Source organism: Pseudomonas sp. BF-B-30 (assembly GCF_019956305.1).
GTDB classification, from domain to species: domain Bacteria; phylum Pseudomonadota; class Gammaproteobacteria; order Pseudomonadales; family Pseudomonadaceae; genus Aquipseudomonas; species Aquipseudomonas jessenii.
In genome coordinates, this window is record NZ_JAHBDG010000012.1 from 13304 (window position 1) to 29163 (window position 15860).

At 60.1% G+C, this 15860-nt stretch carries 14 protein-coding genes; 1 reads left to right on the top strand and 13 read right to left on the bottom strand.

Features of this window, described 5'->3' with window-relative positions; translation table 11 throughout:
* Position 1: 1 nt before the first annotated feature.
* From KGB29_RS08645 to KGB29_RS08660, 4 genes are all read right to left on the bottom strand, one after another.
* Positions 2-703 (bottom strand): biotin/lipoate A/B protein ligase family protein, encoded by a 702-nt coding sequence (locus tag KGB29_RS08645; protein ID WP_150813982.1) that lies wholly within the window; start codon positions 701-703, stop codon positions 2-4.
* 146 nt (positions 704-849) lie between these two features.
* Positions 850-1686, bottom strand: coding sequence for an indole-3-glycerol phosphate synthase TrpC (trpC, locus tag KGB29_RS08650; protein WP_150813983.1), 837 nt, complete (start codon positions 1684-1686; stop codon positions 850-852).
* Positions 1683-2732, bottom strand: a complete 1050-nt coding sequence (gene trpD / locus KGB29_RS08655) for an anthranilate phosphoribosyltransferase (RefSeq protein WP_150813984.1) — start codon at positions 2730-2732, stop codon at positions 1683-1685. The genes trpC and trpD overlap by 4 nt, the downstream gene beginning before the upstream one ends.
* Before the next feature lie 9 nt (positions 2733-2741).
* Complete coding sequence (locus KGB29_RS08660; protein WP_007906885.1) at positions 2742-3335, bottom strand: aminodeoxychorismate/anthranilate synthase component II; 594 nt, start codon at positions 3333-3335, stop codon at positions 2742-2744.
* Positions 3336-3743: 408 nt separating this feature from the next.
* Here KGB29_RS08660 and estP point away from each other — a divergent pair, with 408 nt between their 5' ends.
* Positions 3744-5654 (top strand): esterase EstP, encoded by a 1911-nt coding sequence (gene estP, locus KGB29_RS08665; RefSeq protein ID WP_150813985.1) that lies wholly within the window; start codon positions 3744-3746, stop codon positions 5652-5654.
* Between the two features lie 169 nt (positions 5655-5823).
* Here estP and trpE read toward each other — a convergent pair whose 3' ends face one another.
* The 9 genes from trpE to KGB29_RS08710 all read right to left on the bottom strand — a co-directional run bounded on the left by trpE (position 5824) and on the right by KGB29_RS08710 (position 15844).
* A complete protein-coding gene (gene trpE / locus KGB29_RS08670) occupies positions 5824-7305 on the bottom strand; it encodes an anthranilate synthase component I (protein WP_090451734.1) in 1482 nt (493 codons plus the stop codon).
* Positions 7306-7374: 69 nt separating this feature from the next.
* Positions 7375-8193, bottom strand: coding sequence for a phosphoglycolate phosphatase (locus KGB29_RS08675; RefSeq protein WP_057713082.1), 819 nt, complete (start codon positions 8191-8193; stop codon positions 7375-7377).
* On the bottom strand, positions 8190-8864 hold the full coding sequence (rpe, locus tag KGB29_RS08680) for a ribulose-phosphate 3-epimerase (RefSeq protein ID WP_007980198.1): 675 nt from the start codon (positions 8862-8864) through the stop codon (positions 8190-8192). The genes KGB29_RS08675 and rpe overlap by 4 nt, the downstream gene beginning before the upstream one ends.
* 115 nt (positions 8865-8979) lie before the next feature.
* Complete coding sequence (locus tag KGB29_RS08685; protein ID WP_150813986.1) at positions 8980-10128, bottom strand: iron-containing alcohol dehydrogenase; 1149 nt, start codon at positions 10126-10128, stop codon at positions 8980-8982.
* Between the two features lie 237 nt (positions 10129-10365).
* Entirely contained in the window at positions 10366-11190 is an 825-nt protein-coding gene (locus tag KGB29_RS08690; protein WP_007980200.1) for an ABC transporter permease, read from the bottom strand.
* Between the two features lie 12 nt (positions 11191-11202).
* On the bottom strand, positions 11203-12450 hold the full coding sequence (locus KGB29_RS08695) for an ABC transporter permease (RefSeq protein WP_007980201.1): 1248 nt from the start codon (positions 12448-12450) through the stop codon (positions 11203-11205).
* A 180-nt stretch (positions 12451-12630) separates the two neighbouring features.
* Positions 12631-13674 (bottom strand): ABC transporter substrate-binding protein, encoded by a 1044-nt coding sequence (locus KGB29_RS08700; protein ID WP_057713080.1) that lies wholly within the window; start codon positions 13672-13674, stop codon positions 12631-12633.
* 48 nt (positions 13675-13722) lie between these two features.
* Complete coding sequence (locus KGB29_RS08705) at positions 13723-14847, bottom strand: ABC transporter ATP-binding protein (RefSeq protein WP_150813987.1); 1125 nt, start codon at positions 14845-14847, stop codon at positions 13723-13725.
* Between the two features lie 343 nt (positions 14848-15190).
* Entirely contained in the window at positions 15191-15844 is a 654-nt protein-coding gene (locus tag KGB29_RS08710) for a response regulator transcription factor (protein WP_007993216.1), read from the bottom strand.
* Positions 15845-15860 lie beyond the last annotated feature (16 nt).

The following is a 15860-nucleotide window of genomic DNA, read 5'->3' on the forward strand; positions in this document are numbered from 1 at the left end:
CCTAGCCGCTGAACATCTGCGCCAGCATCAACCGGTAGAGTTCGTCCAGACGTGCCAGTGCATGGGGTGCCGCGAACTTCTCATGCAGCGCGATGTGGCTTTCGGCGCGTACCCGTTGCTCCAGACCGCAGGCCTCGTTGAAACGATTGACCGCGGCGACCATCGACGCTCGCTCGTTATCGATCAGCATCGCTCCGTGCACCAGTCCTACCGGACGCTGCCCACCCTGACTCTGGCGCCAGCGCTGGGCGGTTCCGACCATTTTGCGTCCATCGAGGTTGACGTTGAAGCGACCGTCACAGAAAGCGCCTTCGATTTCACCCAGGGACGAAGTACCACCCAACTCATCCAGCAACTGACAAATCGGATCGCACAAACGGTGGTAACCGGTTTCGATGCGATTCAGATCCCCTTCGCTGCGCGGCGGCGCGTAAACCAGTGCGATGTTGATGGTCGAGGCAGATTGCGGCACCGGCTCGCCACCGGTTTCACGCAACAACACCGGCCAACCTGCCGCCGCCGACACTTCACATGCAGCCTCGAAATCGGGCAGGCGGTTCAAACGGCGCGGCATGACCAGCGCCCGATCGCTCGGCTGCCAGAACAGCACGCCGAACTCCGCGTCGCCGGCGCAAACCGAGGCCAACAGATCCTGCTCGGCTTGCAGGCCAGCTTCGATGGTCAGGGGGATAGGTGAGGTCATAAGCTATTCCGTAGGACATGAAGTCTGTAGTGCATCTTATGCCGCCTTCGCGAGCAAGCCCGCTCCCACTGTGGATTTCTGGTATTAGCAAATTCCTGTGTGGGAGCGGGCTTGCTCGCGAAGAGGTCAACTCGATCTGCGGATAATCAGTCGAGGGTCGAACCGCTGACAGGCACACCGCGTTCAGGGAAGAACAAGCGCTGCAATTCGGTACCCGGGCTTTCGGCACGCATGAAGGCTTCACCGACCAGGAACGCGTAGACGTCGCTGATTTCCATCAGCTCGACATCGGCGCGGTTGAGGATGCCGCTCTCGGTGATCACCAGACGCTCACGCGGGATACGCGGCAACAGGTCGAGAGTGGTTTCCAGACTGACGTCGAAGGTGTGCAGGTTACGGTTGTTGACCCCGACCAACGGCGTGTCGAGGGTTTTCAACGCGCGCTCCAGCTCATCGCCATCGTGCACTTCAACCAGCACATCGAGATTGACGCTTTTGGCCACGGCCGCCAGCTCGGCCATTTTCACGTCATCCAGTGCGGAGACAATCAACAACACGCAATCGGCGCCCAGTGCACGAGCTTCGACGATCTGGTACGGATCGATCATGAAGTCCTTGCGGATCACCGGCAGGTTGCATGCCGCACGGGCCTGCTGCAGGTAGGCATCAGCGCCCTGGAAATAATCGATATCGGTGAGCACCGACAGGCAGGTCGCACCGCCCTTCTCGTAGCTTCTGGCGATGTCGGCGGGGACGAAGTTCTCGCGGATCACGCCTTTGCTCGGCGAGGCTTTCTTGATTTCTGCAATGACTGCCGGTTGCTTCAACTTGGCCTGGGCCAGCAACGCCTTGGCAAAACCTCGGGGTGCATCGGCCGCCTTGGCCAGATTTTCCAGCTCGGCGAGGCTGACGCGAGCGCTACGCTCGGCGACTTCCTCAACCTTGCGCGCCAGAATCTTTTCCAGAACCGTCGGTACACTCATCCCTCATTCTCCACTTTGAATACCGCGGTAAATGCACCCAGTTCCTCAAGCTTTTCTCGAGCGAGGCCGGTGTGCAGCGCATCGTGCGCCAAGGCAACGCCTTCTTTCAGGCTGCTGGCAAGGTCGGCCGCGTACAGTGCGGCACCGGCATTGAGCACAATCATTTCGGCGGCTTTCTGGCCGTTCTCGGTTTTGCGTTTGCCCAATGCGTCGCGGATCAGCGCCAGCGAAGCTTCCGGGCCATCAACCGACAGACCGTGCAGGCTCTGACTCTTCATGCCCAGATCTTCCGGCTCGACCCAATATTCGGTGATCTCGTTGTTTTTCAGCTCGGCAACAAAAGTCGGCGCGGCGAGACTGAACTCGTCCAGACCATCTTTCGAATGCACTACCAGCACATGTTTGCTGCCCAGACGTTGCAAGACCTCGGCCAATGGCCGGCACAGCGCCGGAGTGAACACGCCCACTACCTGATGTTTCACACCGGCCGGATTCGTAAGCGGGCCGAGCATGTTGAACAGCGTACGCAGGCCAAGATCGCGGCGCGGACCGGCGGCGTACTTCATGGCCTTGTGGTGGGTCTGGGCAAACATGAAACCGATGCCAACGTTGTCGATGCAGCGCGCCACTTGCACCGGGGTCAGGTTCAGATAAATACCGGCGGCTTCCAGCAGATCGGCACTGCCGCTCTTGCCCGATACCGCACGGTTGCCGTGCTTGGCCACGGTGCAACCGGCCGCCGCGACGACAAAGGAAGAAGCCGTGGACACGTTGAAGATGTTCGCACCGTCACCGCCGGTGCCGACCACATCGACCACACCGTCGAGTGTCTTGAGTTCGACCTTGTCCGCCAGTTCGCGCATCACCGACACGGCACCAACGATTTCGTCGATGCTTTCGCTCTTCATGCGCATGGCCATCATGAACGCGCCAATCTGCGCATCCGAGCATTGCCCGGTCATGATCTCGCGCATGACATCGCGCATTTCATCGGTGCTGAGGTCGAGGTGATCGACGATACGGCTCAGGGCTGTCTTGATGTTCATGAAAAGTCCTTAGCGCGTGCCGCCGGTTTGTTTGAGGAAGTTGGCGAACAGTTCGTGGCCCTGTTCGGTGAGGATCGACTCAGGGTGGAACTGCACGCCTTCGATGTTCAGAGTCTTGTGACGCAGGCCCATGATCTCGTCGACCGAGCCGTCTTCGAGCTGGGTCCAGGCCGTCAGCTCCAGGCAATCGGGCAGGGTTTCGCGCTTGACGATCAATGAATGATAGCGGGTCACCGTCAGCGGACGATTCAGGCCTTCGAATACACCCTTGTCCTCGTGAAATACCGGGCTAGTCTTACCATGCATCACTTGGCGGGCGCGCACCACATCACCGCCAAAAGCCTGGCCGATGGATTGGTGGCCGAGGCAGACGCCAAGAATCGGTAGCTTGCCGGCGAAATGCTTGATCGCTTCAATCGAGATGCCGGCTTCGGTCGGGGTGCAAGGACCGGGGGACACAACGATGCGTTCAGGGTTGAGGGCTTCGATTTCAGCGATGGTCAGTTCATCGTTGCGCACGACTTTAACCTGGGAGCCGAGCTCGCCCAGGTACTGCACAACGTTGTAGGTAAAGGAGTCGTAGTTATCGATCATCAGCAACATGGCGTTAAGAACCTCTTGAATTCACTGACTTTAAAGATGGCCTTCGAATGATTTACCCGCAGAGCGCTGCACTTTGTCAGGTGCCGGTGTAGCGCCAGCAAAGCGGCATTTCAAACAGGTAAAGAAGGCAAAGCGGTACAGGTCCGGCGAAGCCGGCAAAAGAATTCAGGCGCGCCAACGCCAGCGGGCGTGTGCCTTGATGACTTGATCCAGGAGTTTACTGATGATCAACACGGGGAAGGTCTCGTTCGTACGTCCCGGCACAGTAACTTAGCTGGGCAGAGCGCGCAATATCGCCGGGGGTGCTGCCCGCGAAACTATCAAAGGCTTCGCGACAGATGGCAAAAGGCCGGAAGTTTTTGGTACTGTCGTTTCGTTCACTAAAACAATAAATAAACGGACTTGCTCATGATCAAACAGACGTTGTTTGTACCGCTCGCAGGATGCTTGCTCGCGATCGCATGCGCCCAGGCGAACGCCGCACCTAATCCTTATACAAATTTCGTTGTCTTCGGGGACAGCCTCAACGATGCAGGGACCTTTGCCGACACGGGCGGGCCTGCCGGGGCGACGCAGCGCTTCACCAACCGGACGGGGCCGGTGTACCTGGATGGCAGCGGCGAAGTCCGCTCGCTCAACTCCACACAGATTCTGGGCGGAAAACTGGGGTTCTCGGCGGACCAGACCGCTTCATCATCTTCGGCGGTACGCGCCAGCAACGGCCAGCCCGATGGTAACAACTGGGCTGTAGGCGGCTACCGTACCGACCAGATTCTTGATTCGATTACCAGCACCTCCGCCACCGGCGAACGCACCCGGGCCGGCTATCTTCCATCCAATAACTTCCGTGCCGACCCGAACGCACTGTATTACCTGTCAGGTGGCGGTAACGACTTCCTGCAAGGACGCGTCACCAGCCTGCCACAGGCCAGTGCCGCCGCCGACCGCCTGGCCGACAGCGTGCAGACGCTGCAAACCGCCGGCGCCAGATACGTCATGGTCTGGTTGCTACCCGATATCGGCTTTACCCCCGCATTCAATGGCACCCCGCTGCAAGCGTTCACGTCCCAGCTCAGCGCCCAGTTCAACACTGAACTGGTAAGCCGACTGCAAAACATCAATGCCGAAGTCATCCCGCTGAACATTCCGGTATTGCTCAAAGAGACGTTCGCCAACCCGGCACAGTTTGGCCTGGCCACCGACCAGAACCTCATCACCACCTGCTTCAGCGGCAGCGGTTGCACCGAGAACGCCCGCTACGGCATCAACAGCGCCACGCCGGACCCGACCAAGCTGATCTACAACGACTCGGTGCACCCCACCGAAGCCGGGCAGCGCCTGATCGCCGATTACGCGTACTCCCTGCTGGCGGCGCCGTGGGAGCTGACCCTGTTGCCGGAAATGGCCCAGGGCACCGTGCGCGCGCATCAGGATGAATTGCGCAACCAGTGGCTGGCCGATTGGGAAAACTGGCAAGGTGTCGGCCAATGGCGAGCCATTGTTTCCGGCGGCGGACAGCATCAGGACTTTGACGGTCAGAACAGCGTGGCAAGCGCCGACGGCAACGGCGCCAACCTGAACATCGGTGGCAGCTATCGTCTCGACGATGCCTGGCGTGTTGGTCTGGTCGCCGGTTTCTATAACCAGGAACTCGAAGCCGGCAACAACGACTCCGACTACAAGCTCAACACCTACCTGGGCACGGCATTCGCCCAGTACCAGCAAAACCGTGTGTGGGCTGACGCGGCGTTGACGGCCGGGCATCTGGATTACGACAGCCTCAAGCGTAAATTCCAGCTGGGCGTCAACGAACGCGGCGAAAAAGGCGATACCAGCGGCTACGTCGAAGCCTTCAGCGCACGCGTGGGTTACGACATTGCGCAACAAGCCAGCAGCCCCTGGCACCTGTCGCCGTTTGTCAGCGCCGACTTCTCCAAGGTACAAGTCGATGGTTACTCGGAGGACGGCAACAATTCCACGGCGCTGACCTTTGCCGATCAGGAGCGTATTTCCCGGCGCCTGGGCGCTGGCCTGCAGGGCAAATACCAGATTACCCCGCAAACCCAGGTGTTCGGCGAAGCGGCAATCGAGCGTGAGTACAACGACGATACCCAGGACGTGGACATCAACCTCAACAGCCTGCCGAACAACCAGTTCACGCTGGAAGGCTACACCCCGCAAAGTCACTTGCAACGTGTGAACCTGGGGGTGAGCCACAACCTCACCAAGGACCTGGCACTGCGCGCCAGCTATAACATTCGCAAGGACGACGACTTCACCCAACAAGGCATCAACGTAGGTGTTGCGCTGGACTTCTGATGTGCAGGCAATAAAAAACGCGGCGCCCTCACAGGCGCCGCGTTTTTTATGGTGGTGAAGTCATTGTGGGAGCGAGCTTGCTCGCGATGAGGGCTTCACAGGCAACATTGATGTTGCCTGACCCACCGCTATCGCGAGCAAGCTCGCTCCCACAGGATTTGTAGTCAGTTCAGCTTTCCGGGGTCTGTTCGGCCAGGGCAACGGCGCGGAACATCGCGCGGCGCTTGTTCAGGGTTTCTTCCCATTCCAGCGCCGGCACCGAGTCGGCGACGATGCCGCCACCGGCCTGTACATGCAGCTCGCCGTTCTTGATCACCGCCGTGCGGATCGCAATGGCGGTGTCCATGTTGCCGTTCCAGGCAAAGTAACCGACCGCACCGCCGTAGACGCCACGCTTGACCGGCTCCAGTTCGTCGATGATTTCCATCGCGCGAATCTTCGGCGCACCGGACAAGGTGCCTGCCGGCAGAATCGCCCGCAGTGCGTCCATGGCCGTCAGCCCGGCTTTCAGTTGCCCGGTGACGTTGGACACAATGTGCATCACGTTGGAATAACGCTCGATGACCATTTTCTCGGTGAGCTTCACCGAGCCGATTTCCGATACGCGACCGGTGTCGTTACGACCGAGGTCGATCAGCATCAAGTGTTCGGCGATTTCCTTGTCGTCCGACAGCAGGTCTTCTTCCAGCGCCAGGTCTGCCTCTTCATTGGCTCCCCGCGGACGGGTACCGGCAATCGGGCGCACGGTGATCAGGTTGTCTTCGACCCGCACCAGTACTTCCGGCGAACTGCCAACGACGTGGAAGTCGCCGAAGTTGAAGAAGTACATGTAGGGCGTCGGGTTGAAGCAGCGTAGCGCGCGATACAGATCGATCGGCGCCGCCTTGAAATCGATCGACATGCGCTGGGACGGCACGACCTGCATGCAGTCACCGGCCAGGATGTATTCCTTGATGGTGTCGACGGCTTTTTCGTAATCGTCCTGGGTGAAACTGGAGCGGAACACCGGGTCAGCCGATTGTTGCTTGCTGAAGTCCAGGCCACGGCGTGGGGTGATTGGTTGACGGAGTCTTTCCAGCAACTCTTCCAGGCGTGCCTGACCTTGCTCGAAGGCGTCATCCTGGGACGGGTCGGCCAGGACGATGGCGTGCATCTTGCCGGCCAGGTTGTCGAACACCACCACGGCGTCGGACACCATCAGCAGAATGTCCGGTACGCCCAGCGGGTCCGGGTTCGGGCATTTGCCCAAGCGCTTTTCCACATAACGCACGCAGTCATAGCCGAAGTAACCCACCAGGCCGCCGTTGAAACGCGGCAGGCCGGCAATGGTCGGCACGTTGTAGCGAGCCTTGAAGGTTTCGACGAAGGCCAGCGGGTCTTCCACATCGTGGCTTTCGGTCTCGACGCCATCGACGGTCACGCTGACGTGATGATCGTGAACCCGCAGCACGGTACGGCACGGCAGGCCGATGATCGAGTAACGGCCCCACTTCTCGCCGCCCTGTACGGACTCCAGCAAGTAGGAATTGGGCTCGTCGGCCAGCTTCAGGTAGATCGACAGCGGTGTGTCGAAGTCGGCCAGGGTTTCGCAGGCAAGCGGGATGCGGTTGTAGCCGGCAGCGGCCAAACGCAGGAATTCTTCGCGGATCATGAGGTGCCTCGTGGCTTGAGGATCGAACAGTCAGGTATGCAAACGCGCCGGAAACCGGCCAGGATCAAGTCAGGCGCGCCAACGCCAGCGGGCCAGGGCCTTGATGACTTTCATCCAGAGTTTGCGAGTGACCACCACGATGGCGTTTCCAGAAGGGGGTTTGACAGCGTCGGCCAACGTTATCTCAGCGGCCGGATCCAGGCAACCGGGAATTAGTTTGCGCAGGTCGTCGATCACCAGCGCCGGCGATTCTTCCGCGATCGGTCTGCCGTGGTTATAGCCGTAGCTCAGGGCTACGCACTTGACTCCCGCCGCCTTCGCTGCCAGCACGTCGCTACGCGAATCGCCGACGAACAACGATTGCGAAGCCGGAATATTGGCCATTTTCATCACGAAGAACAGCGCGGCCGGATCGGGTTTTTTCTGTGGCAGGGTGTCACCGCCGATGATCCAGCGGAAATAACGGCCGATTTTCATCTGATCCAGCAGCGGCGCGACGAAGCGCTCCGGCTTGTTGGTGATCAGCGCCATTTCGACGCCCTGCTTCTGCAGCCATTTGAGGGTGTCGCGAACGCCGGGGTAAACCACGGTCAACTCATGGCTCTCGCCATAAGCCTGCATGAAATACTCCAGCGCCCGTTCGGCCTCGTCGTTATCGACCGCAGCATGATCAAGACCGCCAGCCAGCGCCCGACGCACCAGCACCGGCGCGCCATTGCCGACCCATTCGCGCACCGCTTCCAGACCGGCGGATTGGCGACCGAGTTTGAGCAGCATCTTGTCCACAGCCACTGCCAGGTCCGGGACCGAGTCGATCAACGTACCGTCCAGATCGAACATCACCAGCCGCGGCAGTTGCCCCGGGAACAGCTGCTCAAAACCACTCATGGGCGAGCCAGCGCCAGTTCGGAACGCATCTTGTCGATGACTTCCTGATAGTTCGGCGCATTGAAGATGGCCGAGCCGGCGACGAAGGTGTCAGCGCCAGCCGCAGCGATTTCGCGAATGTTGTTCACGTTCACGCCGCCGTCGATTTCCAGGCGAATGTCACGGCCCGAAGCATCGATCAGCGCCCGCGCTTCGCGCAATTTGTCGAGGGTGCCAGGGATGAACTTCTGCCCGCCGAAGCCCGGGTTGACGCTCATCAGCAGGATCATGTCGACCTTGTCCATCACGTACTTGAGCACGTCCAGCGGGGTTGCCGGGTTGAACACCAGGCCCGACTTGCAGCCGCCTTCGCGGATCAGTTGCAGGGAACGGTCGACGTGTTGGGTGGCTTCCGGGTGGAAGGTGATGTAGGTCGCGCCCGCTTCGATGAAGTCGCCCACGATGCGGTCCACCGGGCTGACCATCAGGTGCGCGTCGATCGGCGCGGTCACGCCGTACTTGCGCAGTGCCGAGCAAACCATCGGGCCGATGGTCAGGTTTGGCACGTAGTGATTGTCCATGACATCGAAGTGAACGAAGTCGGCGCCGGCGGCGAGGACGTTGTCCACTTCTTCACCCAGGCGGGCGAAGTCGGCGGAGAGAATCGACGGAGCAATTACGAAGGGCTGCATGACGCACCTTTACTGAGCAGAATCACGATGGCGCGCATTGTATACCTCATGCTTTGACGCGCGCACCGTGAGCGCGATGATTGGACCTTGCCATCATCCATCAACGGCAATGGCTCTAGTACGCCGCGCGATAGATCTTTTCAATATCGACGGCACTCAACTTGCGTGGATTGTTGCGCATCAAGCGCTCGATCCCCGCCGCTTCCACTGCCATGGACGGGATGGCGTCCTCGGGCACACCGAAACTGCGCAGGCCCTGGGGAATTTCCACGGTGGCACACAGTTCGGTCATGGCTTGCACGGCTTTGTCGGCCGCTTCGTTGAGACTCAAATGAGCGGTCTTCACGCCCATGGCCTCGGCGATATCCTGCATGCGTTCGATGCAGGCCATCTTGTTCCAGGTCATGACATAGGGCAGTAGCAAGGCATTGCTGACCCCATGGGCAATGTTGAAGCGCCCGCCCAGCGGATACGCCAGCGCATGCACCGCGCCAACGCCGGCGTTGCCGAACGCCATGCCGGCCATCAGGCTGGCAGTGGCCATGTCTTCCCGGGCTTGCAGGTTCGACGGATTGGCGTAGGCCTTGGGCAAAGCCTTGGCGATCAGCTTGATGGCGCCGATAGCCAGGGAATCGGTAATCGGCGAGGCGTTGACCGACAGATAAGACTCGATAGCGTGCACCAGTGCATCGACACCGCTGGCTGCCGTGACGCTGCGTGGACAGGTCAGGGTCATTTGCGGGCTGACAAGCGCCACGTCCGGCAACAGGTAGTCGCTGACAATGCCTTTCTTCAGTTGCGCGACCTTGTCGGAAAGGATAGCGACGTTGGTCACTTCCGAGCCGGTGCCGGCTGTGGTCGGGATGGCAATCAGCGGCGGGCCTTTGCGCGGGACCTGATCGATACCGAACAGATCCTCCAGCGCACCGTGGTACCCGGCGTAGGCTGCCACGCTCTTGGCAATATCGATGGCACTCCCGCCGCCCAGGCCGATCAGCCCATCATGCCCGCCGTCGCGGTAAACCTGCATGCAATCTTCGACGATGGCGATTTCCGGGTCCGGCAGCACACGGTCGAAGATTTCGTAGGAGCGGCCACCCAACTGCGCCAGTGCCAGTTCTACCGTGCCGGACTTGACCAGGGCGACGTCGGTGACGATCAGCGGATTGTCGATGTCCAGGCGTGTCAGCTCAGCGGCCAGCTGCTCGATGGCACCTGCGCCGGTGATCAGTTTGTGAGCGATTTTGAAAGAGGAAAGACTCATGTGCGCAGCCTCTTATAGATAGGGGAGCTGGGCACAATAGTAGCTGGGGATTTGGAGTTGGCTGGTATTCAGGTCATGAATGACCAAGGTTTCCGGGAACATCCAATAACACTGTAGGAGCGAGCTTGCTCGCGATGAACCTGAGAGCGACGCGGGCATTCAGAAGGCCCGCGTTATCGTTGGCGACCATCGCGAGCAAGCTCGCTCCTACAAGTTGCAGTGGATCGGTGTGTGGCTTCAGACCTGAGCAGTACGCAGTTTCTCGCTACGCCCACGCAACCATTCCAGGGTCAGCAACAGGATTACCGAGAAGGCAATCAACAGCGTCGCGGCCGCGGCGATGGTCGGGCTGAGGTTTTCGCGGATGCCGCTGAACATCTGCCGTGGCAGGGTCGCTTGCTCTGGGCCGGCGAGGAACAGCGTCACCACCACTTCATCGAACGAAGTCGCAAAGGCAAACAGCGCCCCGGAGATCACGCCCGGCGCAATCAGTGGCAAGGTCACCCGGCGGAACGTGGTCAGCGGCGAAGCGCCCAGGCTCGCAGCGGCCCGTACCAGGTTGTGGTTGAACCCCTGCAAGGTCGCCGACACGGTAATGATCACGAACGGCACACCCAACACCGCATGCACCACGATCAGCGAGAAAAAGCTGTTACCCAATCCCAACGGAGCAAAGAACAGATAACTGGCCACACCGATGATCACCACCGGCACCACCATCGGTGAAATCACCAGCGCCATCACCAGCGCCTTGCCGGGAAAGTCGCCACGGGTCAGGCCGATGGCCGCCAGCGTACCGAAGACCATGGCCAGCACCGTAGCCGCCGGGGCGACGATGATGCTGTTCTTCAGGGCGCGCATCCATTCCGCCGAGGCGAAGAAATCGTGATACCACTGCAATGAGAAGCCTTGCAGCGGGTACACCAGGAAACTGCCGGAGTTGAACGACAGCGGAATGATCACCAGCACCGGCAGGATCAGGAACAACAGAATCAAGCCGCAGAGAATCCGCAAGCTGTAGAACCACACCCGTTCGATGGGCGACATATAAGGACTCAGCATTTCGTTCTCCCCTTAGCTCAGGCGCAGGCGGCTTGCGCCTACCAGCCAGCTGTAAATCAGATAAAGCACGACCGTCGCGAGCAACAGCAGCCCACCAAGTGCGGTCGCCATGCCCCAGTTGATGCTGGTGTTGGTGTAGAAGGCGACAAAGTAACTGACCATTTGGTCGTTCGGGCTGCCCAGCAATGCCGGGGTGATGTAGTAGCCGATGGCGAGGATGAACACCAACAGGCAACCGGCGCCGACACCGGCATAGGTCTGCGGGAAGTACACCCGCCAGAAACTGGCGAACGGATGGCAGCCGAGGGAAATCGCGGCGCGCATGTAGGTCGGCGAGATGCCTTTCATCACGCTGTAGATCGGCAGAATCATGAACGGCAGCAGGATGTGCACCATGGAGATGTAGACACCGACGCGGTTGAACACCAACTCGATCGGCTTGTCGATGATGCCCATGGCCATCAGGCCGCTGTTGATCAGGCCACCCGATTGCAGCAACACGATCCACGCCGCGACTCGTACCAGGATCGAAGTCCAGAACGGCAACAGCACCAGAATCATCAGCAGGTTGCTCTGGCGCGACGGCAGGTTCGCCAGCAGGTAAGCCAGAGGATACGCCAGCACCAGGCAGATCACGGTGATGATCAGGCCCATCCAGAAGGTGCGGGCGAAGATGTCGAGGTAGATTGCCTGATCCGGGGTGGCCGGGGCGATTTCGCCGAGGTCGTCGATGCGGTGATCGACAGCCGCCAGCAGGTAATACGGGGTGATGCTGCTGGTGTTGCGGCGCACCGCTTGCCAGTAGGCCGGGTCGCCCCAACGCTCATCGAGGCCTTCCAGCGCTTCTTTATAGGAAGCCGGTTCAGTGGCAAGCGGCAAAGCGCGGGCCGTTTTGGTCAGCAGGCTGCGATAGCCGGCCAGTTCCATGTTCAGGCGCTTGGACAGATCACCCAGGGTCTGATTTTTGCGAGCCTCGGCAAGGTCTTCGGCCGCAGCTTTGTAAACCGGTTCAGCGGGCAGGCCACGGCCGTCCCAACTGGCGATGGCAGTCACGGTGCGCGGCATGCCGCCGACCACTTCCGGGTTGCCAACGCTTTTGTAGAGCAGCGCCACGATCGGCACCAGGAACACCAGCAACAAAAACAGCACCAGCGGCGCGATCAACGCCTGGGCCTTCCAGCGGTTGACCCGCTCGGCGTGCTTGAGCCGCTGCTTCAAGGTGGGGCTGGTGCCCTCGTTCAGGGGAACGGCGATAGCCATGACGTACTCCGGGAATCTTTGATCGTTACAGAGATGGGAATGCCACCTCGATCGTTATTGTGGGAGCGGGCTTGCTCGCGAAGGCGGAGTGTCAGTCAACAATGATGCTGAATGTGCTGACGTCTTCGCGAGCAAGCCCGCTCCCACAGGTGGGGCAAGCCCACCATTACAAGGTTCTGCTTATTTCGCAGCCCAGGAATTGAAGCGCTGCTCCAGTTGCTCGCCGTTGTCAGCCCAGAAGCTGACGTCGATCTGCACCTGGTTGGCAATGTTTTCCGGGGTGGTCGGCATGTCTTTCAGAACATCCTTGGCCAGCAGCGGCACGGCTTGGGTGTTGGCCGGGCCGTAGGCGATGTTTTCCGAGTAGGTCTTCTGCTGCTGTGGCTGTACCGAGAAGGCGATGAATTTCTTCGCCGCTTCGGCGCGCTTGGCATCCAGACCTTTTGGAATGGCCCATGCGTCAAAGTCGTAGATGCCGCCGTTCCACACGACTTTCAGGTTGCTTTCTTTCTGCACGGCAGCGATACGACCGTTGTAGGCCGAACTCATGACCACGTCACCGGAAGCGAGGTATTGCGGCGGTTGTGCGCCAGCTTCCCACCACTGGATGTTCGGCTTGAGCTCATCGAGCTTCTTGAACGCGCGGTCCTGACCGTCCTTGCCAGCCAGCACTTTGTAGACGTCTTTCGGCGCAACGCCGTCGGCCATCAGTGCGAATTCCAGGGTGTACTTGGCGCCCTTACGCAGGCCACGCTTGCCCGGGAACTGCTTGGTGTCCCAGAAGTCCACCCAGCTGGTCGGTGCGGATTTCAGTTTGTCGGCGTTGTAGGCCAGCACGGTCGACCACACGAAGAAACCCACACCGCAAGGCTGGATGGCGCCCTTGACGTAGTCTTCGGTCTTGCCGAACAGCGCCGGGTCCAGTTGCTCGAACATGTCTTCGTCGCAACCACGGGACAGTTCCGGCGATTCAACCTCTACCAGATCCCAGGACACGCTCTTGGTGTCGACCATGGCCTTGACCTTGGCCATTTCGCCGTTGTACTCGCCGGCCACGATCTTGCCGTTGCCTGCCGCTTCCCAAGGTGCGTAGAAGGCTTTGACCTGAGCCGCCTTGTTAGCACCGCCAAAGGACACCACGGTCAGATCCGGGCCGGCGGCCATTGCGTGTGCCGCGCCCATCATGCCCAGTGCCAAAGCGGTGAATTTCAGGGATCTCAACATTTATTGTTCTCTCCACGTGCAGGGTTGGTGTTGGTGTTGCCGGGGCGATCAATGCGCCTCTAAAAGTGGATCGAGCGCGCGAACGTGCTCGACCTGCCAGCCAAGCGGTACCACATCGCCGACGGCGAGCGAGGGATCAAGCTCGGCAATTGGCTGTTTCACGAAGAAGTCGGTCTTGCCGCAGACTTCCATGCGAACCCGGACGTGGTCGCCCAGATAGATGAATTCCTCGACTCGCCCGGAGAAGCGGTTGACGCATTGGTCGCTGGAGCCGTTGAGGCTCACTCGCTCCGGACGAATGGACAGGGTCACCGGCTCGCCGGTCTGGCCAACGTTGACCGCCAAGGCTTCCACTTTCTCACCGCGCCCGAGTTCCACAATGCAACGGTCGCCGGTTTGGCTGTGCAGGCGGCCATTGAGGCGGTTGTTCTCGCCGATGAAGTTGGCGACGAAGGTGTTTTTCGGCTCTTCGTAGAGGGTGCGCGGCGGAGCGATCTGCTGGATTTCGCCCTGATGGAACACCGCCACGCGGTCGGACATAGTCAAGGCTTCGCCCTGATCGTGGGTCACGTAGACCACAGTCACGCCCAGGCGCTGGTGCAGGTGCTTGATCTCCATCTGCATGTGTTCACGCAGCTGCTTGTCGAGTGCGCCGAGGGGTTCGTCCATCAGCACCAGTTGCGGCTCGAACACCAGCGCGCGGGCCAATGCCACACGCTGTTGCTGACCACCGGAGAGCTGCGCCGGGTAGCGCTGGGCGAAGGCATCGAGCTGGACCATGCTCAGCACGCGCTTGACCCGTGCACTGACGTCGCTCTTGTTCATGCCACGCACGGTCAGCGGGAACGCCAGGTTCTCGGCCACCGTCATGTGCGGGAACAGCGCGTAGTTCTGAAACACCATGCCGATGTCACGCTTGTGCGGCGGCACGTTGTTGATGGCGCGCCCGGCCAACAGGATTTCGCCCGCGGTCGGCGTTTCGAAGCCGGCGAGCATCATCAGGCTGGTGGTCTTGCCGGAGCCGGACGGCCCGAGCAATGTGAGGAATTCGCCCTTGCGAATGTCCAGGTTGAGGTCCTTGACGATCAGGTTCTCGCCGTCGTAGCTCTTCTGCACTCCACGAAAGCTGACCAGAACATCATTGACCCCTGCGCTTGAATCGACCTGGCTCATACCCACACCTTTGTTATTGATGACTGCTGTGGGGTTAAGCCTAGTGGACGCTGGGGACCACGCAAATCGGGGCGCAAGAGAGATTCGCCTCAGCCGGATGGAAGGTTGGGGGTAGGGATTTCCCTACAAGGATGGCGCGTTTTGGCAAACGCAGTGGCAAGGGCTCAGCTATAAGCCACAAGAACAAGCCCATGCGGTATCTGGATCTGTCGTAAATGGATATGCCACCACCGAATCTGTGGGAGCGGGCTTGCTCGCGAAAGCGGTTTATCAGGACCAGATATGTCGACTGACACACCGCTTTCGCGAGCAAGCCCGCTCCCACATTGAATTTCGGTGTGCTTTAGAGGAGCTTGTGTTCCATCGCGTACTTCACCAGTTCCGCCAGCGAGGTGATGTTGAGCTTCTGCATCAGCCGCGCCTTGTGGGTGCTGATGGTCTTGCTGCTCAGCGCCAGTTGCTGGGCGATGTCGTTTACGTTGGCGCCCTGGGCCAGGCGTTCGAACACGGAGAATTCGCGCTCGGAGAGCAACGAGTGCAATGGACGCGAGTCGGTAAGACCGACCTCGAAAACCATGCGGTCGGCCAGTTCCGGGTCGATGTAACGCCCGCCTGACGCCACTTTGCGAATGGCCGTCAGCAACAGTGCCGGGTCGCTGTCCTTGGTTGCATAACCGGCAGCCCCGACCTTCAGCGCCCGGGCGGCCATTTGCGCTTCATCGTGCATCGACAGCACCAGAATCGCCGGCGGATTGTTCAGGGCGCGAATCCGCGGAATCGCTTCCAGGCCGTTGACGCCCGGCATGGAGATGTCCAGCAACACCACTTCGCAGGGCACATGACGCAAGGTGTCGAGCAACTGCTCGCCATTGCTCGCCTCCCCCACCACCAGCAAGTCCTTGGCCAGGCCGATCAACTGCTTGATGCCTTCGCGGACAATGGTGTGGTCTTCGGCTACCAGTACACGGATCACGTTCTTCTCCAGGTTCAAGATCATTCGCGAGCAGGCTCCC